We start from the raw sequence: 20319 nt of genomic DNA, 5'->3' as shown, positions 1-20319 counted from the left end.
TCATCTCCCTCATCCCCCATTCCCCACTCCCCATTCCCCATTCCCTTTTTTATGGATTTGAAGTCTCTCGTTCGTGACATCCCAGATTTTCCCAAACCCGGAATTTTATTTCGGGATATTACTACGCTGCTGCGCGATCCAGAGGGACTGCGCTACACTATTGACTTTTTAACACAAAAATGCAATGAAGCTGGAATAACGGCGGATTATGTCATCGGTATAGAGTCGAGGGGATTCATTTTTGGCTCACCTCTGGCTTATAAACTAGGAGTTGGTTTTATTCCCGTCCGCAAAAAAGGGAAGTTACCAGCAGCCGTTCACTCAATTGAATATGAACTAGAGTATGGTACAGACTGTCTGGAAGTGCATCAAGACGCTTTACACCAAGGTAGCCGAGTTTTGATTGTGGACGATTTGATTGCCACGGGTGGAACTGCGAGTGCAACAGCAAAGTTAGTGCAGAAGATTGGCTGCGAACTAGTAGGGTTTGGGTTTATTATCGAGCTACGGGATTTACAAGGGCGTAAATATCTGCCGGACGTGCCGATTATCTCTCTAATTGAATATTAGTCATGGGTCATTAGACAAAGGACAAAAGACAAATGACATCTACGAGAATTTCCTTGGAGACGGGTCGGGATTGGCTAATCAGGCTAGTCACGAGCGAAACTTTTGTTTATGTCGCAAAGCGGATATTGCAGGCACTGCTGACTTTGTTGTTGGCGGCAGCGTTGTCGTTTTTCATAATTCAACTCGCTCCCGGTGATTATGTAGATACGCTACGGCAAAACCCGAAGATATCTCCAGAAAGAATTGAGGAAATCAAGCGGCAGTTTGGTCTGGATAAGTCTTGGCCAGAGCAATTTTGGCTGTGGCTATGGCGAATCTTGACAAAAGGGGATTTTGGCACGAGTTTTATTTATCAACGTTCAGTGGCATCGCTGTTGTGGGAACGGGTACCAGCGACTTTGCTATTAGCGATCGCCTCTTTAATTGTCACATGGGCGATCGCTATCCCTCTAGGAATCTTTGCTGCTGTTAACCAAAATAAGCTAGCAGACAGAATTTTACAGGTAATTAGCTACGCCGGACAAGGCTTTCCCAGTTTCATCACTGCTTTAGCGCTGCTGGTTTTAGCCCAAATCACCTCGCCCTTATTCCCAGTGGGTAGTATGACTAGCATCAATCACTCGGAACTGTCGTGGTTTGGCAGAATTTTAGATATCGGCTGGCACATGATTTTACCGACGATCGCCCTCTCAATTACTAGTTTTGCTGGTTTACAACGCATCACTCGCGGCGAATTATTGGATGTGCTGCGTCAAGATTATATCCAAACGGCTCGTGCCAAAGGTCTGCCAGAAAACCGCGTCATCTACGTTCATGCACTCCGCAATGCGATAAATCCTTTGATTACCTTATTGGGTTTTGAATTAGCTGGTTTATTAAACGGTGCCTTCATTGCCGAATTTTTCTTCAACTGGCCCGGTTTAGGGAGGTTGACTCTACAGGCTTTACAAGCTCAAGATTTATATTTGTTAATGGCAAGTTTGATAATGGGCGCAGTGTTGCTGATTCTTGGTAATTTAATCGCCGATTTAATGTTAAAAGCCGCCGATCCACGCATTCGCCTAGAAAATCTCAATTAGTTATTAGTCATTTGTCATTTGTCATTGGTTTAACCCCATCTCCCTCATCTCCATGCTGTCCGAAGTCTATTACTTGGTGCGCTCAAAAACTGACGGTAATTATCTCATCGCTCGTCCTGATGCCGAAACATCAGGTTATTTATTGCTGTTTCAGGAAAACTTTGATGCCCTTAGCTATCTCAACACCCATGCGGCAGAAGTAGCAAATCGCTTTACTGTGGAATCTATTGCGCGTACACAGTTGGGAAACTTGCTCAAACGCTGGGGTTTTAGCGGTGTGGGTATTGTGACTGACCCGTTATTGCCCAAAGTTGAGTTTTTGCAGCACAGTTAAACCCAAAATTTTGTGTTGACGTTGTATACACAATGTTCTATATTAGATATTAAGCATTGCTGAATAAAGCTTGAAATTTAATTCAGCAACGCTAAATGAGATACACACATGGAAGATACCCAATGCTTGCCCGTTCTAAAATGGATAACCTTGGTCGTAACCAAGTAATTAATATTAGAGTTCAAGAACAACAACGGAATTTAATTGATAATGCTGCATCTATTCTTGGCAAAAACCGTTCTGACTTTATGTTAGAAGTTGCCTGTCGAGAAGCAGAAAAAGTCATCTGTAACAAGACCTTCTTTGCTTTAGACGAGGAAAGATATGAAAAATTCCTTGCTATTTTGGATTCACCACCTAAAGCAAACGAAGAAATTCGTAAATTATTAACGACTAAATCGCCTTGGGATTAATGATGAAACAAACAAAAATTATTAATCCTCCTCAGCCACTTACTCTTAAGCATGATGTATTAGAATTTGAATCTAAATCAGAAGCTTTGAATAATTGGCTGAAGGAGAAAGCTTTGAAAAATGAGGGGGATACAGCTAGAACTTTTGTAGTAACTATTGAAAATCAAGTAATAGGCTATTACTGTTTAGCAACTGCTTCTGTAACTCATTTAATAGCTGTTAGCAAAGCTAAACGGAACGCACCAGACCCTATACCGTGTATGCTTATCGGCAGACTTGCTGTAGACACCAAATGGCAAGGACGGGGTATAGGGTCTGGTTTATTAAAAGATGCTATTCTTCGTACTTTAACAGTATCCCAAATGGCGGGTATTAGATGTGTTTTGGTTCACGCTAAGGATGAAGAAGCCAGAAGATTTTATTTAAAATACGGTTTTCAACCATCGCCAATAGAACCATTAACGCTAATGATGACTTTAAAAGATATTCGAGCAAACCTTATAGATTAATTACTCCTCCAAATTCTGCACAAGTGAATTAGGAGGATTTTAAATTTAAACAGAAGATACACCCCAACCCCTACTGCTCACCCGCCAGATTAGTGTTCATCACTATTTATTAAAAATTGCGAATACTAACTAAATTACGGCAATTCTGCAAACTTGTATTAAGTAAATAATTGTGCGATCGCACAAGTAAAATCAGGTAATATCGGTGAACTCAATTCATCACCATTGAACAACGTAGCAACTAACTTTAAACTCGCTTGTTCGCGTCGATATACTTCCACCTGTTGCTTGCGCCAATCCACAATCCAATATTCTCTGACACCTCTTACTGAGTAAAGCTTTAGTTTAAATTCCCTGTCCCGCTTTTCATTTTCACTACCATCAGATAGCACCTCTACAACCAGTTCTGGCGCACCAGTCAAATGCCCAGCCTCGTCTAAAAGTAGTGGCAATCTCTCATTGCTAGCCCAGACAACATCAGGAATCACATTATCATTATCACCAAAAATTATTCCTGGAGCAGTCACAACTTCCCCCAGACCAGTAGTCTGTGACCAATTATCCAAGGCAGTACAAATTCTGGCACAGGCTTTTTGATGATTCCAGTGAAGCGCTCTGGTTACAAACAATTCTCCGTCAATAATTTCATAGCGATTCCCGTTATCTGGAAACAATTTTAAGTCGGCGGTAGTCCAGCGCACTCTCTCAGATATCGGCTGGTTCATAAATCATCTCTATTAGAGTATTTAGCTATTTTAGCCTGAGTGGAAATTGAAAATTAGTTAATAGTGAGGAGTGAGGAGTTATTATTCACTCTCTCCTCCCCTTGTTCCCCATTCCCTAGTCCAGTACGGCGTAAATAAGGGACTTCCAAGAAAGAAATTATCCAAAGAAACGAACTACAGAGACGCAGAGAACACAGAGAGAAGAGAAATAGAGAGGATTTTTGCGTCAGTTTTGGGATATTTTTTATTTGGAAGTCCCTAAGCCGCCCATTTTTAATGCCTGAAACCCTTGCTAAAACTTAATTACGAATTACGCAAAGTGCTACTAGTATAGGACTTACGCAAAACTACACGCTGTAGGGGCAATTCATGAATTGCCCCTACCAGAAAATTAGGGTTTCGGCTATTGTTTGCGTAAGTCCTGTAGTAGTCTGTCAAGCGAAGTTTGAAGGGTAAAGGAACGAACCGCGTTCGCGTTAGCGTCTCCCCTTGGGAGAAGGACGCAAAGAACGCAAAGGAAGAAGGAAAGAAGAGAAATTGAAGAATTTATTTACTCGTCAAAGTTTCCTTGACAGACTAGTACAGCAGGGCGTAAATAAACCACCAATTCAAAATCAATGAAACGCTTACGCTGTATTCATTTTGAATTTTGAATTTTGAATTTTGAATTTTGAATTCCGCCTTGCGGTACTAGCCCTCTACACCACTACCTTTTCTAAGATCAGCTTAGAACGCTTCACTTGCTGAGGAATCGCTACGGGATAATCTCCGGTGAAGCAGGCAGAACAGAAACTATTGGTGTCTTCTCGTGTCGCTTCTAGCATTCCGTTCCAACTGAGATAGGCGAGGCTGTCTACTTCCAGTTGCTTGGCAATTTCCGCTACTGACTTGGTAGCAGCAATTAGCTGATCCTGAGAATCGGTATCGATGCCATAGAAGCAGGGATGAGTTACAGGCGGAGAAGAAATTCGCATATGTACTTCTACTGCACCGGCGTCACGCAAGGTTTTGACTAGTTTACGGCTGGTAGTACCCCGTACAATCGAGTCGTCTACGATGATCACTCGTTTACCCGCCAGCACATCTTTGAGGGGGTTGAGTTTCATCCGAATACCCGACTCGCGCATCATTTGGGTTGGTTGAATGAAAGTTCGCCCAACATAGCGATTTTTAATCAGACCTTCGGCGTAGGATACACCAGACGCTTGAGAAAATCCGATCGCAGCAGGTATACCAGAATCAGGAACACCAAAGACAATATCGGCATCTACAGCAGATTCTTGAGCTAATTGCCGCCCTAACCGCATTCGGTAGCTGTACAAACTCTCGTTGTGCATGACACTATCAGGGCGGGCAAAGTAAATCATCTCAAAGATACACAATTTCCGCTCGGACTGTTGACTCCAATGATAGGAAGCCAAACCTTCTTCAGTAATCCAAACTAATTCACCTGGTTCTACGTCTCGCAGGTATTCGGCTCCAATGATGTCTAAACCACAAGTCTCGGAAGCCAAAACGTAACGGATTGGATTACCAGCTAAAGTCCCGATTACTAGGGGGCGAATGCCATTAGGGTCACGCACACCCATAACGCCACTGGGAGTGCCAATAACTAAACTAAAGGCTCCTTTGCAACGGTGAAATGCTTGAGTTGCACCTTCTAGCCAATCTGCGCCAGCATTGATCGCTTCTGCGATCGCAAAAGCGATCATTTCTGAGTCTGTTGTCGTGACTAAGTTACATTTATTCTCAACCAACTCTTGCCGCAGTTGCACAGTATTGACTAAATTGCCATTATGTGCTAGAGCTAATGAGCCTAAACGGGTTTCCAGTACTGCGGGTTGGGCATTAACTTTGCGGCTAGAACCTGTGGTGGAATAACGAGTGTGACCAACAGCAAGGCAACCGGGCAATTGATCCAAGATGGATTCATTGAAAACTTGAGACACCAAGCCCATATCTTTGTGGAGATGTACTTGTGTTCCCTCAAAGGTGGCAATACCAGCTGATTCTTGACCCCGATGCTGAAGGGCATACAATCCAAAGTAGGTCAGTTTAGCAACGTTTTCTCCTGGGGCGTAGATGCCAAAAACACCACAAGCTTCTTCTGGCTTGTCAGACTGATTTTCATGACTATAGATTGGGTTGTTGTTCTGATCGGGGTATTCATCCGAAGTGACAGAATGAATAGAAATCATACTAGCTTTGCTCCTGGTGGGGGGGTCAATCAATTTTGGATTTTAGATTGACGATAGCGGAGCGTTAGCGAGTCCGCGAGCGTCTTTTGGATTGATCGCACCATAGTAGGGATGCGGCTTGGGATTTGAGACTGGCTATTTTAGATTTGTTTCGCCCACTAGGAGCAAGACATGAACCAGAAGCAACGCCACCAATCCAAAATCTAAAATTCCAAATCTAAAATCGGCAGTCAAGTCACTGGGATTATGTGGATAGATGGTGGCAGAGTTCTTAACAAATCTTTAACCATCTATTAAAACAGTACCGTAATTATGCTCAGGGACGTTAATAAAAGAGTCAGGAGTTAGGAGTTAGGAGTTAGGAGTTATGCAATTTATTCCTAACTCCTCACTTTCAACTCCTAACTTCTTCGGGGGTAGTGGTATGGATGGCGAGACGTCTGGCGATCGCATGGGAATAGCGATCGTTCATATCTTCGATACTAACTTTGATTAAGGTTTGGTTATCAGTGGTGAAAACCCCCAAACCCGTCTCAAAATTACCAACCTTACCCAGTTTTTGCCACTCTTGACCTAGATGTTCCTGTAAGTATGATTCCCAAATTTCTTGTTGTGCTAATGCTACAGAAACGAAAATTCTGGCACTACCTTCGGCAAATAGCACCTCATCCAGTCGGTTTAACTGAGTTGGTGCTATTTCTAACTTGATTTCGGCACCAAGGTTGCCAGCAAGACAACATTCGGCTATTGCGATCGCCATTCCCCCCTCAGCACTATCATGGGCTGAACGTACCCAACCATTACGAATACCTTCACGACAAACTTTCTGGACACGGCGTTCCAAGTCAAAATCCACCCGTGGCGGTTTTCCGGCTACAGTACTATGGATAGTGGCTAAATACTCGGATGCTCCTAAACTGATTTTGGATGCCAGAGGCAATCCGAGAAGATAAATCACATCGCCGGATGCTTGCCAACCTTGACCACAAATTTTGGTTATATCGGGAATTAAGCCCACCATACCTACAACAGGAGTGGGATAAATGGGTTGTGGGATGCCTTGAGAATCTAGGGTTTCATTGTACAAAGAGACATTTCCGCCTGTGACGGGTGTTGCTAATTCTCGGCAACCTTCCGCCAAACCGCGACAAGCTTCTGCTAATTGCCAGTAACCAATGGGTTTTTCTGGAGAGCCAAAATTCAGGTTATCTGTCACTGCCAGAGGTTCTGCACCCACACAGCTAAGATTGCGTGCAGCTTCTGCCACCACTGCCTTAGCTCCCTCGTAGGGGTCAAGATAAACATAACGAGGATTGCAATCTACTGTGGCAGCAACTCCTAATTTTGGATTTGGGATTTTGGATTTTAGATTGGGGATTTGTTCAAGCGGGCGCAAACGGATAACAGCGGCATCTGCACCACCTGGTAGAATTACTGTATTATTCTGTACTTGATGGTCATACTGACGATATACCCAATTTTTAGAAGCGATCGTGGGTGTATCGAGCAAAGTTAACAGAATATCATTCCAGCTTTGCAGGCGTCCTTGGAGTTCTATTCCAGCAGTTGTGCAATCAGGTAAGGAATTAGCAGTCCATTCCCAAGCTTGACGCGCATATTCTGGCGGTTCTGTCAACAACTCCCGATGATATAGTGGGGTATTTTCCGCCAAAGCCTCAGCAGGAATTTCTGCTGCTACTTCACCCTGGAAGAAAATCCGCACGATCGGTTCAGCGATGACAGTACCAGCGACAACGGCTTGAAGTCCCCAACGGTGAAAAATGTCGATTAATTCCTGCTCACGCCCCTTGTGGGCAACGAACAGCATTCGTTCTTGAGATTCCGAAAGCAGATATTCATAGGGAACCATCCCCGTTTCTCTGACGGGAATCTTATCTAAATCTAGTTCAATTCCCACACCGCCTTTTGCCGCCATCTCTGAAGTAGAACAAGTGATTCCCGCTGCTCCCATATCTTGGGCGGCGACAACTGCACCCGTCTTAAACGCCTCCAGACAAGCTTCAATTAACGACTTTTCCAAAAATGGATCGCCCACTTGCACAGCAGGGCGATCGTCTATTGACTGATCGCTTAATTCTGCACTAGCAAAACTCGCGCCTCCCATACCATCGCGCCCGGTAGTGGAACCAACATAAAGCACGGGGTTGCCTAAGCCAGATGCTCCAGATTTGACGATTTCTGCTGTTTCCATCAACCCTAGTGCCATCACGTTCACCAGAGGATTACCAGAGTAAGCAGAGTCAAAATAAACTTCGCCGCCCACTGTGGGTACCCCAACGCAATTACCATAATGAGAAATTCCCGCCACTACGCCTTGGAACAGCCTTTGAGTTTTGGCATCTTCTAGGGAACCAAAGCGCAGTGAGTTTAATATGGCAATGGGACGCGCACCCATTGTAAAGATATCTCTGAGAATGCCTCCTACTCCCGTTGCGGCTCCCTGAAAGGGTTCTACTGCTGAGGGGTGGTTGTGCGATTCAATCTTAAAGGCTAGTTGGAGTCCGTCGCCCAAGTCTACAACACCAGCATTTTCACCAGGCCCCACGAGGATGCGATCGCCTGTCGTGGGAAACTGTTTGAGTAGAGGTCGAGAATTTTTGTAACAGCAATGCTCTGACCACATCACTCCAAACATTCCCAGTTCAGCTTTGTTGGGATGACGCCCTAACCGACGGACAATTTCTTCATATTCTTCTGGCTTAAGACCTTCAGCAGCGATTTCTTGGGAGGAAAAGAAAGCAGGAGATGTGGCGGTCATGGAAATTATGCACCAATTGTACAGAGCATTATTCTATCGATTTACTTGCCCTGTAGGTGCAGTTTGAGAAATGTAGATAACTCTGTTTTGCTGTTTTTCTCCTGCCATCTTATTCCAAGCTAAGTAAGTCGGCAAGAAAATTTCAATGTATGTTAACAAATATAAATTCACGTCGGATGTGTTAGCGCTGGTTTTGATTAGAGTTTTTATGCATTGGCGACGACATAATTACAGTTTTAGACTACCTTAAGACTGCGATCGCAGGCTTAAGGGTTTCTTTAATGGAGGGGTAGGGTGGTGCAACCCCAGAATACTCCTTTTTGGCACTGTCTCTTATTTGAGCAATTAGGAATAGCACTCATACCAATTCTATGTGAGGCTGCGCTTTATTCACGTAGGGGCAATTCATGAATTGCCCCTACAGCGCGGTTTTGGGTAAGTTATATAGGCGCATCTTCAAAAAGAAATGGTATCAAGGCAATTAGTAACTCAAGACTAACTGACTTAAAAAGAAGGCAAGGGCTGCACTGCCCAAAGGAACTGTCAAATTGTCAATACCCAAAAATGAAAAAGCTTCTAAAGCAGTAGCTATAACTGCTACCACGAGTGATACTACCCAAGTTTGCCAACTGTTGCCTTGAGTTCCAACTAAAATCAAACTACAGACGAGATAGCTAACGAGCATCATAGTTAGGGAGCCTTCCCAACTTTTTTCTGTCCCAAAGATTTTATACTTGTGTGTACCAAAGCGCTGCCCAATTAAGGCTGCTAATCCATCTCCCCAAGTCATAATCAAAATTCCTAGTGCTGCGTACTGGGGTTGTTGCAAGTACCAAAACCAGGCGACTAAAATACCGAAACTTACAGAGTAAAAAAATGTACCTAAACTTTGGCGTCCAACGCTATTAATACCAGGAAGAATAGGCAATCGGTAGGATAATAAGGTGATTGCACTCGCTAAAATTGAAGCTGTAATCCCTACACTGGCGGGAATATCGAGCCACCAAGCGATTAAAATCACATTACCAGTGCCAATATGAACTATCTTCCGCACGATTTCTGGCTCGTCGGCGATGCGGTTTACCACCCATGCAATCAGGAGGATGAGTAACACCCAGATTGCAGCCAACGCAATTTGCAGCCATAAAACCGGAATTGAGGTTAAGTCAGAAAATGTAATTAACAAAGATGCAACAAAATGAAAATTTTTACCCCTGTTACTAATTTATAAGATTTGGGTAACTGCAATGAAATTATTATTGATTTGGCTGATTCGAGGCTACCGAATGTTTATCTCGCCGTTGTTTCTCCCGACTTGTCGCTTTCAACCAACTTGTTCGATGTATGCTATTGAAGCCATTGAAAGATTTGGAGTGTTGCGTGGTGGCTGGATGGCAACTCGGCGGATTTTGCGCTGTCATCCGTTTCATCCAGGTGGTTACGATCCAGTGCCAGAGGTGGTAGAAAAGGTAAAAGAGCAGTAGTTTATAGGACTGGGGCATTGGGCATTGGGCATTGGGCATTGGGCATTGGGAAGAATACCTGCCCTGTATCTCTATGCTGCAAGTGTGCGGGTGAAGGTTCATACCACCGCTAGAAGGGGGGTGTAGGTGGGTATAGTCTTTTGGGGAGATGTCAACGGCTGAGGTTGTCATCTAGTTTGGGAAGGTTGAATAATTTAATTTAGATTTACCATGATTAATCCTACCGCGATTTCTATACCCGAACCACAAATTCCCAATCCTCAACCGAACCCGCTACCGAGTCCGCAACCAGTACCGGGGCCTGGGATTCCCCAACCTTTACCTGGGCCTGTACCAGAACCAGTACCTGCTCCCATACCTCAGCCGATTCCAGGGCCGATTCCTCAAACAGTTCCAGAACCAATTCCCCAAACCATACCGGAACCTGTTTGAATTACCTTGGTAATGTAATCCAAAATCCCAAATCTAAAATCCAAAATGCTAAGAGCCGGAATTGTCGGACTTCCCAACGTCGGAAAATCTACTTTATTTAATGCTGTAGTTGCTAATGCCAAAGCAGAAGCAGCTAACTTCCCTTTTTGCACGATTGAACCGAATGTCGGCGTTGTCGCAGTACCGGATGAGCGGTTAAATGTTCTTGCTAATATTGCCAGTTCGGCACAAATTATCCCGGCGCGGGTTGAATTTGTAGATATTGCTGGTTTAGTTAAAGGTGCAAGTCAGGGTGAGGGACTAGGGAATCAATTCCTGTCCCACATCCGGGAAGTTGATGCGATCGTCCATGTGGTACGTTGTTTTGAAAATGACGATATTATCCACGTTGCTGGTTCTGTTGACCCAGCGCGAGATATTGAAATCATTAATATAGAACTGGGTTTATCAGATTTATCACAAATTGAGCGGCGAATTGACCGCACTCGCAAACAAGCTCGTACCAGCAAAGATGCACAGTTTGAAGTCTCAGTCCTGGAAAAATTAGCTGCGGCTTTAAATGAAGGTAAATCGGTGCGTCAGGTGAGTTTGAATGAAGAAGAAACAGAGATTATTAAAGGACTGGAACTGCTCACTTATAAACCGATTATCTACGCCGCCAATGTATCTGAGGATGAGTTGGCAACTGGTAATCATTTTGTAGAAAAAGTGCGGCAAATTGCTGCGACAGAAAATGCCCAAGTTGTAATAGTTTCGGCTCAAGTTGAAGCGGAATTAGTGGAATTACCAGAGTCAGATAAAGCTGATTTTCTTGCGTCTTTAGGTGTGGAAGAAGGCGGTTTGAAATCATTGATTCGTGCAACTTACTTCCTTTTAGGCTTGCGGACATATTTTACCTGCGGCCCCAAAGAAACCCGCGCTTGGACAATTAATGCCGGAATGTCTGCACCTCAAGCGGCTGGTGTAATTCACAGTGATTTTGAGCGGGGATTTATTCGCGCCGAAACTGTCGCTTATAAAGATTTGGTAACAACTGGTTCGATGAATGCTGCAAAGGAGAAAGGGTTGGTTCGCAGTGAAGGGAAAGAATATGTTGTGCAAGAAGGGGATGTAATGTTGTTCCGATTTAATGTGTAGGTGTAATTAATGGGTTGCCGTTATCAATAAGATAATGGTCAACCTACACCAAATTGCGTAGGCTTTGCCCGCCGTAGGCATCGCTCCAACAATTCTAAATTTAAAATTTGACAGGGTGCAGAAATAACTATTTGCAATTAACGAAGGTCAATTTAGGAAAAAACTCTAAAGCGGCACATGACACTAACATCGGATCTTCAATCGGAGGATTCGTATTTGCAACAATGTGAGTAGCAGTAACTTCTTTGAGAGTCCAATTGAAATCTTCTTTTCTCTTATCAGCAATACTTTTAACATGAGTGTAGAAATATTCGCCACGAGCTAAACGATTAGAACCTTGCTGTGTATCGCAAGCATAAGAATCATGTTCAGGAGATAGAACTTTGTTATCTTTTGTACCTAAAATTATTGTCATTGGTATGGTAAATGTTTTTCTCAAATCTACAGATGATAGTGGCTCTCCAGTTAGTTTCTTCAGACCGCAGGGATATTCCCTATTTTCATCGGGTATTGTATACGAACCTGCCTCAGCAGCCACAGCCTTTTGAATATGTGCATAGGGCATAAAGATGACCATTCGATGTACGAACTGTGCGCCCGCAGAGTGACCATAGAGATAGTAATTATTAGCCTTTACTTTCGTGGTTCTTTTGACAAAAGTAAAGATATTTTCAATTTCAGTAAATGCCCATTGGTTTCGAGGATTTAAAATCTTTAAATCTTCTGTAAACATATTACCAAGATTATACCCTACAGCTTTTGGAAACCACTTTTGTTCCAACTGGGGAGCAAGTAAAATAAAATTCGTCTGCTCATCACTGTTGTATTTATAAATCTTTCTCCAATCATTTCGATAATCTTGAGCATTACGCTTTTCACCGTGCAGAGCAAATAAAACTTTAGTATTTTCCTGCAATGTATCAGGTAAATAGTAGTAGATAGGAATAGAAAAATTACCAGATTTGACTTTGTAAAGAAAACACCCTTCTCCCTTTCTCATCAATCGTAAATTACAACTATTCTCTGAATTTATTAAGACAGAATCAGACGCATTAACAACATAAACTGAACAGAAACATAAAAATGCAATTGTAAGAAAAACGAGCCACTTTTTCATAATAAAAAAACTTGGTTTGAAATTCTAGTTGCAAGAAGGTTACATAATCGGCACGAATTGGCTCAATGCTGAGTTCTGTTTTGAAAACTGCAACTGAGCTTTGGGGTGTTGCTAGCACCGATGAGGCGAAGCGATGCGAGTTTACACAGGTTATCAAAGGACATACTGTTTAGCTACTTCCACCCACAATGTATACATAGGAACCCAAATTCTCATCATCTGTACCAACCACTACACCACCTTCTGCACCGGGAACAAGTTCTATACCTTCAATTTTGTGGTAATTAGAGCGGTAGAAGGGAACAAGTTGAGGATTTTGTTGCCATGCAATTTTGTTACCATGTAATCCTAAGTAACCAGCGACATACACAGCTGACTGAAATGGGCCATCATCTCCGGCATCACTTGCTGAGGTGATGTACACAATTCCTACGGGGTCTACTTTAATATCTGAAATATGACGAACATTGCCTGATGGAAACGGTACTTTCAGATTAGCAGAACCTGCGAGAGTAATTTGATATTTAGCCAAGTCAAGCATTCCCCAAAAGATAGTTGCTGGTTGTTCTCCTTTACCTCGATGTGCCCAAATAGCAACTAATTTGCCGTCTATATTTTGTAATCCAAATGCTTCAAAATTATTTCCTTGAATAATTCCTGGGAGATTGAATTCCTTGAGAACCGAGATGGTTTTTTTGGCAGGCTCTAACCTGATGTAATAAGCTTTTCCAGAACTGCCTAAAGCGATAAAAGAGAATTTTGTTTGCTCTGGAACAGATGTTAAAGCTTCTAAGTCGATCGGTAATTCTATGTTATTTGGCCAGTTCAATGGGAAATATTCAGGTTGGTTCTTACCCTTAATGCTGATGATTGCTAAACGACCTTGGTTTTTTTGTTTGTTATCATGGACAATCAGAAAATCGAGCGTATTGCTTTGCTGCTCTATCAAAGCCATACCACTGATACCGAAAGGGATGCCACCGCGAACCGGACGCCAATCTTGCGCCCAAACTTGCTGGGATATGAGTAACAATGTACCCAAGATTACTATATTGATGATTAACCTGAGATACCGAGGCATATTGATTTAGCGAAGCTGTGAGTATCGGTAACAGAAGTGTGTTAGCGAATGCTCAATCATATCAAATCCAGGCAATTCGCACCCACGCCAGTGAAGCAGCCTTTTGTACTCACAGCTATCAGGATACTTACGTAATTACTTGACTCACTAAAACAGTGCTGTTAGCGGATAGCTTTTGTTTAGCCCGTGCCCAGGAACGAGTGCTGAGTAAAAAAGTAAAGTTAATTGCACTAAGCACACTCGTGTTTGAGAGCCAATACCTTCGGTATGGAAAAAGAAAAAAAGATTTATTTCGAGCGGAAAGTGCCACAAGAAATAATGCGCGGAGCCGGAGATGCTCCGCCTCTGGTCTTTACTTCAATCACCGAGATCCCAACATTCCGCACCCAGAACTGTTACAATCGGTTATTACTGAAGTAAATACATCTATTAATTATTTATTCAATTTAAACGCACCTGCTAAAAGTTAGGTGTTGATTAAACTAGCAGGTACAGAGACATTTTCCACAGAGCGATTATTTAAGATAGGCTGGCGAGTTTTCAAGTCAAATTTGAAGCCATGTGGCAAAATATGAAGCTTTGCTCCGCAAATCGCCAAAGACTCATCCTTCAAAATTTCGTCCATATTGTTATATGTAGCCTCTGATTCATCAACAATTGTGACAGCGCCTTCACCAATCACTTCAATTTGGTTACCTGTCACTACCATAGCGGTATTCTCGTCAATACCAAATCCCAAAACAGCAGGTTCTAGTATTAAAGCTGAAATTAAGCGTCCCAAGCGTCCACGCTGGGAAAAATGCTGGTCAATTACCACCCCTGGTAAAAAGCCTAAACCGGGGCCCATTTCGACAGTTTCAATCCGAGGATGTGTCTGCGAATCACCTTCCACGATCATTTTATCCGGCATCACGGCAGCGCCCGCGCTTGTTCCGGCGATAACTATACCTTCAGAGAAGCGTTTGTGAATCGCCGCATCAATTTCGGTATCCTTGAGGATGCTGGTAATGCGAGCTTGGTCTCCTCCAGTAAAAAATACCCCAGTTGCTTTATTAATTGCTTCTAATGCGGTAGATGAAGATGCATCTTCGCGGGTTTCTGTATCAAGAATCCGAACATGCTCGGCTCCCAGGCGCTCAAAAACTCTAATATAATTTTCTCCCACTTCTCTTGGTAATTCTGTCGCCGCCGTGATAATTACAATGTACGCCTTGGTACCCCCAGCGCGTCGCACAAAGTCCCGCAGAATTAGGCAATCTCCATCCTTGTCTTCAGCTCCCCCAATAATTACTAACTGCCGTTTGATATTACTCTGCACGATGATGCCTCCTGATTTGAGTTAATAAATTTCACTAAACCATGACAAATACAACTATCAAATCATCCCTTTGGGAGATTACTTGATAGAAGGTAGTATTAAAATTTGTTTGCGATCGCAATGAAACCAAAAGATTTTTCAGAAAAATTACATAAAAAATAACTATCCTCAAAATTAATTTTCGTTTATTTAATAAAACTCACACCGCCAACTGCCTCTAGAGAGATATTCTAGAGGCATTGTTGACTATCTTGCTAATTGCCGATTGGAAATTTATCGTGCGATCGTGAGTAATTGGTATTAACTCTATCTGGGTGCAATTACATATCTGATGGGAAGTCCTAATGAATGCGACTTCTGTAAAGCAAGTTAGTTAAAAATAAACGTGCTTGTTCTAGTGGGAGATGCCTGGGTTTGCCTTGGTAGACAATTTGATACTCATTCATGTCTGGCCCATCACCATGCCCAGAGATCAGCTTTAGGTGAAAAGCTTCCTCAGCAAGTTCTCGAATTTCATCTCTTAGAGCAGCTTGTGTGCTATTCATACTTTGCTGTCTTTTGAATACCGCATATTTATTTATACAAATTATTGGATCGGTGTTGCACCTTTCAAAGGTTATATCTTTGACTAGTCATGAGGATGAATCGACTGTTCTTTATTCTTTGCTGAAGAAGGGGGGTTTAATTATGCCTTGAGATAGTTGAAAATGCTTACTAATAGAGTTAACGTGGGTTCTGAATTAGATCAATGGCTTTGCCATCACTCTCCAAAATTCATGTAAATTAATCTACAATCAATAAGTCTGAGTAACCATAACTCAGCATCTAAATTTCAGGGTGTTTAGCCAAAGGTTCGTAATCAATGGTTCTACAAAAAAGCAGTGATTTAGTCCGCATTAATGCTAGGAGAACGGATGTATTCGATATTTTCAACTTCAAGCATTATATTGGGGCCAACCTCTATTTAGATACAGGGGCGCTAGTATTTGACTTTGCTTTAATTGACTCTAAAGAGCCTTTGCCCATTCAAGATTATATTGCAAGCATTGGCAAACACTATCCACACCTGGGCAGCCAAAGCTACGAATCCCATGCCCATCTATTTGCCCAAGTTGTGTCCGAAGTCGGAAAGCTGGACATGGATTTGCACCTTAACCATTGGAGTGTCAAGCCATATTCAAATTTCGTGCGGATTAGTGTCCAATCGCTACATGAACGCACAACTAGAGAGGTAGTTTATTTTGTTTGGGATTGGTTTGAAGCCATTACCCAAGACGAAGACTTTACCTTTGATGAGCAGCTAGTGAGATTGCAAGATAGATTCCGTGCATCTGTCTATGGTGGCCCCACAGTTTACGCCCTATTGCGAACAGCCTACGAAAAAGGTATTCCCGCCTTTTATTTGTGGGAAGAAGGATTAATGCAATACGGGTTGGGAAAAAAACATGTCCGGGGGGTAGCAACAACATTTAACTGTGATAGTCATCTAGATTCGGAGTTCACCACCCGCAAAGATGACTGCAAGGCATTTTTAAAAACCTTGGGTTTCCCAGTACCTGAAGGTGATATCGTCTTTTCGGAAAAGGAAGCCTTGGCCGCAGCCAGACAAATTGGCTACCCAGTGGCAGTTAAGCCAGTGGTTGGTCACAAAGGAATTGGTGTCACAGCTGACGTGCAGGACTCAAAAGAACTGCAATCTGCTTATAATAGGGCACTGGCAGCGATTCCCGAAGATCAGCTAACTCGGATAATTGTTGAGAAAAGTATTTCCGGCTCAGATTTTCGCTTGTTGTGTGTCAATGGTAGATTTGTCGCCGCCACAGAACGCCGTCCAGCATCGGTTGTTGGTGATGGGTACTTAACGCTTGCAGAGTTAATCCGCCAAGAGAACCGCAAACCTGCACGTTTAGACTCACCCACCTCACCGATGAGTAAAATTCAGATTGATGAAGCGATGGAACTCTACCTAGACGAACAGCGCTTATCATTAGACAGTGTGATTGAGAAGGGACGCACTGTTTATCTGCGTAAAGTCGCCAATCTTTCAGCCGGAGGTATAAGCATCGATGCAACCCAGACAGTTCATGCTGACAATATTATCTTGGCGCAAGATATTGCCCAACATTTCCAGCTGACTTGCCTTGGGATTGATGTCATTACCAAAAGTCTCGCAGAATCTTGGAAATCTAGTAACTTTGCTATCTTGGAAATCAATGCTGCACCAGGCGTTTTAATGCATCTTAAACCTTCTGTTGGTGAAAGCGTTGATGTGCCTTCTCATATCTTAGAAACCTTTTTTGAGTCGGGTACAGATGCCAGGATACCAATTATTACCTTTAATAAAATCTCAATCGAAGAACTGCAAGCAACGATTGACCATATCCTTTTGCAACATCCCAATTGGACAATAGGCGCTGTTTGTCGTGATGGAATTTTTGTGAATCGCTCGAAAAAAGTATTAAGCAAAAATTACAACAGCAACGTCCAAACTTTGCTGCGTCATCCCAAACTTGATTTGCTGATTGCCGAGTATGCGGAAGACATCCTAGATGAAGAGGGTATGTTTTACCATAGTAGTAATGTCGTAGTTTTGGATAATCCCACCGAAACTGAGATGATCCTAGTGCGGGATGTCTTCGATGGTTCTACTGTGGTGATTAGAAAAGGCAACGATATTTCTGTGCGTCGCAAAGGGTTGATTGAAGATTATACTTTGGCTGAAGATGAACCATTTACACGGGTTTATTTGAAAGAAGCTGGAGCGATTTTGTGAGCTAAGTAAAGGGTAATCACAAGGGCTAATACCATTACATACAAACCCTGACACATATAGATTTCTCGTAGGGGCACAGCATTGCTGTACCCCTACCAACGTATTTGTATCATTATTAAAGTCAAACGGTATAAGATGCAGGGATTAGAGGATGTTTGAAAAGTCTTCTTATCGGTAGCAAAAAGTTCTAGATCCCCCTAAATCCACGCCACGTGCTTCAAGTCGGGAAACCCGCCCAACGCAGTGGCTCCCCGATAAATTGGGGGACTTTGATTCCGGTTCCCCCCTTTTTAAGGAGGATTAGGGGGGATCAATAAGTGCCTAAAATTACAGCCAACCACTTTTCAAACAACCTCTTAGACATTGCGATGAGTTTATCGTAGCTGAAAATTGCTATTTATCTGAATTCATCGCTTTTCTAGAACTTTAAAATATCTAATGATTCTTCTATTTCTAAATCTAATATTCTTTCTCGTGTATCTTTGAGTGCTTCTAGCTTACCTTCTTGACGATAGATATCTGCCGCTTTGTGAAAATCTTCAATTGCTCCCTGTTTATCTGCTATTTCTAAACGGATATTGCCACGATTGTAATAAGCATCTGCATAATTTGAATTAATCTGTATTGCCTGAGTATAATCTTCAATTGCTCCTTCAAAATTTCCTAAGTCAGAACGAGCATTACCACGGTTGTAATAAGCATCTGCATAATTTGAATTAATCTGTATTGCCTGAGTATAATCTTCAATTGCTCCTTCAAAATTTCCTAAGTCAGAACGAGCATTACCACGGTTGTAATAAGCATCTGCATAATTTGAATTAATCTGTATTGCCTGAGTATAATCTTCAATTGCTCCTTCAAAATCTCCTAAATCTGAACGAGCATTACCACGTTTTTTATAAGCTATGGCATCTTTAGGATTAATCTTGATTGCTTGGGGAAATCCCGGTTGAGAGCCTAATAAATAACGAGCAATCCCACGGTTTTTATAAGCATCAGCATAATGGGGGTTAATTTTAATAGCCTGGGTATAATCTTCAATCGCACCCTGATTATCTCCTACATGAGAACGAGCTTCAGCCCGGTTTTTATAAGCTACGGCAACATTAGGATTAATTCTGATCGCCTGGGTATAATCATTAATTGCTTCTTCTAATCGCCCTAGTTGAGACAGAGCTAAACCTCGTTTATTGTAAGATTTAGCATCATGAAGATTCATCTGAATTGCTTGAGAATAATCTGCGATCGCAGCTTCATAATCTCCTACTTGATAGTAAGCTAAACCTCGTTTATAATATAAATCAACATCGCCATGATTAACTTCTAAAGCTTGATTATAGTTGGTAATTGCATTCAAATATTCTCCTTTCTCAAAACATTCATCACCCAATCTTACATAAAGTATATTTAAATCTTCATGACGATATTCAGGTTGAAAAGAAGATTTTACCAACTGATTATTAGTTGGCTTAGGTGGCGTTTCCTGCTTCGGGAGATATTTATAAATTGGTGGTTGTTGCTTATAAGAATTATTTACAGAAGATTGTAACTGTTCTAGATAGCACCATAAACCACCACCATACAGTAATTGTTCTATCCCAAAGGAAATTTTACCAGTTTTCAACTTAATCATCCGGGTTGGCAGAAAGCCAGCCAAGAAAAGGTGATACTCTGATTGTGCTTCACTCACATCTTCTTGAATCAAAATGCAAACTACAACTGCATTTTTTTCAACCTCTTCAGAACTAATTGACCATCTAACTCTATCAATTCGACCGTGACGAGATTTAACCTCAATACCAATAGATGGCTCAGAAGTCAAGGTAAAATCTATATTACCATCGCCGCCGAATCGCTTTTCATAATCGACTTCGGTAATAAAATCAGCTAAACGTTCTTTGACAACTTCCTCACCTAATTTCCCTTTGAGATAGCTAATAAAAACATCACGCACTGGCGAAACACGCTTATATTTCTCAGCCATCAGCCAGCAAAATTCCCGTAGTGCCTTTAACCTTTCTCCAGAGATGATAGTTAATTCACTATATTGACCTTCTGTTTCACAATGAAGCAGACAACCAGATGTTAACCTTTTAATAAAATCAGACTGTAGCGATCGCAGTAGTGTAATCCAGTCCATTTATGTTTCTGCGAATCTTTTGATGAGATTATTCTATTAAAATATCCATTCGGCGTAAACCTTTTAATTAGTTTGGGTGATATTCCCAAAAATTGTTTCCTGTTTTGCAATAATTCTTAATTTAACTTAATACATTACAATTTGTAGAAAATGAGATTGGATTAAAAAGAGGGTACTAGGGCGTGTCATCAATTGAGCCAAATGACAGAAGCAGCCAGATAAATTGCACC

At 42.2% G+C, this 20319-nt stretch carries 19 protein-coding genes; 10 read left to right on the top strand and 9 right to left on the bottom strand.

The window, feature by feature from the left end; all coding sequences use genetic code 11:
- Nucleotides 1-51: 51 nt before the first annotated feature.
- From HWQ41_RS07940 to HWQ41_RS07920, 5 genes are all read left to right on the top strand, one after another.
- Nucleotides 52-570, top strand: coding sequence for an adenine phosphoribosyltransferase (locus HWQ41_RS07940; protein ID WP_292761274.1), 519 nt, complete (start codon nt 52-54; stop codon nt 568-570).
- A 32-nt stretch (nt 571-602) separates the two neighbouring features.
- Entirely contained in the window at nt 603-1649 is a 1047-nt protein-coding gene (locus HWQ41_RS07935; protein WP_292761270.1) for an ABC transporter permease, read from the top strand.
- Nucleotides 1650-1701: 52 nt separating this feature from the next.
- Nucleotides 1702-1983 (top strand): hypothetical protein, encoded by a 282-nt coding sequence (locus tag HWQ41_RS07930; protein WP_094339700.1) that lies wholly within the window; start codon nt 1702-1704, stop codon nt 1981-1983.
- A 95-nt stretch (nt 1984-2078) separates the two neighbouring features.
- On the top strand, nt 2079-2396 hold the full coding sequence (locus HWQ41_RS07925; protein ID WP_292761268.1) for a DUF1778 domain-containing protein: 318 nt from the start codon (nt 2079-2081) through the stop codon (nt 2394-2396).
- Complete coding sequence (locus HWQ41_RS07920) at nt 2396-2905, top strand: GNAT family N-acetyltransferase (protein ID WP_292761266.1); 510 nt, start codon at nt 2396-2398, stop codon at nt 2903-2905. Before HWQ41_RS07925 ends, HWQ41_RS07920 begins: the two co-directional genes overlap by 1 nt.
- Before the next feature lie 158 nt (nt 2906-3063).
- Here HWQ41_RS07920 and HWQ41_RS07915 read toward each other — a convergent pair whose 3' ends face one another.
- From HWQ41_RS07915 to HWQ41_RS07900, 4 genes are all read right to left on the bottom strand, one after another.
- Nucleotides 3064-3630, bottom strand: a complete 567-nt coding sequence (locus tag HWQ41_RS07915) for a Uma2 family endonuclease (protein ID WP_292761264.1) — start codon at nt 3628-3630, stop codon at nt 3064-3066.
- A 698-nt stretch (nt 3631-4328) separates the two neighbouring features.
- Entirely contained in the window at nt 4329-5828 is a 1500-nt protein-coding gene (gene purF, locus HWQ41_RS07910) for an amidophosphoribosyltransferase (protein ID WP_292761263.1), read from the bottom strand.
- A 394-nt stretch (nt 5829-6222) separates the two neighbouring features.
- Entirely contained in the window at nt 6223-8607 is a 2385-nt protein-coding gene (gene purL / locus HWQ41_RS07905; RefSeq protein WP_292761260.1) for a phosphoribosylformylglycinamidine synthase subunit PurL, read from the bottom strand.
- A gap of 481 nt (nt 8608-9088) precedes the next feature.
- Nucleotides 9089-9793: a diacylglycerol/polyprenol kinase family protein gene (locus HWQ41_RS07900; RefSeq protein ID WP_292761258.1), complete on the bottom strand. Its 705-nt coding sequence runs from the start codon at nt 9791-9793 to the stop codon at nt 9089-9091.
- A 61-nt stretch (nt 9794-9854) separates the two neighbouring features.
- On the opposite strand from HWQ41_RS07900, the gene yidD reads away from it, so the two are divergent.
- From yidD to ychF, 3 genes are all read left to right on the top strand, one after another.
- The gene (gene yidD, locus HWQ41_RS07895) at nt 9855-10091 is read left to right on the top strand and encodes a membrane protein insertion efficiency factor YidD (protein ID WP_292761257.1); all 237 of its coding nucleotides are present in this window, start codon (nt 9855-9857) and stop codon (nt 10089-10091) included.
- A gap of 210 nt (nt 10092-10301) precedes the next feature.
- Nucleotides 10302-10523: a hypothetical protein gene (locus HWQ41_RS07890; protein ID WP_292761256.1), complete on the top strand. Its 222-nt coding sequence runs from the start codon at nt 10302-10304 to the stop codon at nt 10521-10523.
- 45 nt (nt 10524-10568) lie between these two features.
- Nucleotides 10569-11660, top strand: coding sequence for a redox-regulated ATPase YchF (ychF, locus tag HWQ41_RS07885; RefSeq protein WP_292761254.1), 1092 nt, complete (start codon nt 10569-10571; stop codon nt 11658-11660).
- Nucleotides 11661-11787: 127 nt separating this feature from the next.
- On the opposite strand, the gene HWQ41_RS07880 is transcribed toward ychF, so the two are convergent.
- Both HWQ41_RS07880 and HWQ41_RS07875 read right to left on the bottom strand, forming a co-directional pair.
- Complete coding sequence (locus tag HWQ41_RS07880) at nt 11788-12660, bottom strand: hypothetical protein (RefSeq protein WP_292761252.1); 873 nt, start codon at nt 12658-12660, stop codon at nt 11788-11790.
- A 286-nt stretch (nt 12661-12946) separates the two neighbouring features.
- On the bottom strand, nt 12947-13858 hold the full coding sequence (locus tag HWQ41_RS07875; protein ID WP_292761251.1) for a hypothetical protein: 912 nt from the start codon (nt 13856-13858) through the stop codon (nt 12947-12949).
- A gap of 17 nt (nt 13859-13875) precedes the next feature.
- Between HWQ41_RS07875 and HWQ41_RS07870 the strand changes: the two genes are divergently transcribed.
- Nucleotides 13876-14001, top strand: a complete 126-nt coding sequence (locus tag HWQ41_RS07870) for a hypothetical protein (protein WP_292761249.1) — start codon at nt 13876-13878, stop codon at nt 13999-14001.
- A gap of 323 nt (nt 14002-14324) precedes the next feature.
- Here HWQ41_RS07870 and HWQ41_RS07865 read toward each other — a convergent pair whose 3' ends face one another.
- Together HWQ41_RS07865 and HWQ41_RS07860 are read right to left on the bottom strand one after the other, a co-directional pair.
- Nucleotides 14325-15179 (bottom strand): cyanophycinase, encoded by an 855-nt coding sequence (locus HWQ41_RS07865; RefSeq protein ID WP_292761272.1) that lies wholly within the window; start codon nt 15177-15179, stop codon nt 14325-14327.
- Between the two features lie 338 nt (nt 15180-15517).
- Entirely contained in the window at nt 15518-15721 is a 204-nt protein-coding gene (locus HWQ41_RS07860) for a hypothetical protein (RefSeq protein WP_292761247.1), read from the bottom strand.
- A gap of 317 nt (nt 15722-16038) precedes the next feature.
- On the opposite strand from HWQ41_RS07860, the gene HWQ41_RS07855 reads away from it, so the two are divergent.
- Entirely contained in the window at nt 16039-17949 is a 1911-nt protein-coding gene (locus HWQ41_RS07855; protein ID WP_292761245.1) for an acetate--CoA ligase family protein, read from the top strand.
- A 418-nt stretch (nt 17950-18367) separates the two neighbouring features.
- Here the strand turns inward: HWQ41_RS07855 and HWQ41_RS07850 are convergent, their stop codons facing one another.
- The gene (locus HWQ41_RS07850) at nt 18368-20089 is read right to left on the bottom strand and encodes a tetratricopeptide repeat protein (RefSeq protein WP_292761244.1); all 1722 of its coding nucleotides are present in this window, start codon (nt 20087-20089) and stop codon (nt 18368-18370) included.
- Nucleotides 20090-20319: the final 230 nt, after the last annotated feature.

It is taken from the genome of Nostoc sp. NOS(2021), from assembly GCF_017115025.1.
Taxonomy (GTDB): domain Bacteria; phylum Cyanobacteriota; class Cyanobacteriia; order Cyanobacteriales; family Nostocaceae; genus Nostoc.
Note: the sequence above shows the minus strand (reverse complement) of the source record. Positions and strands in the feature narration are given on the sequence as shown.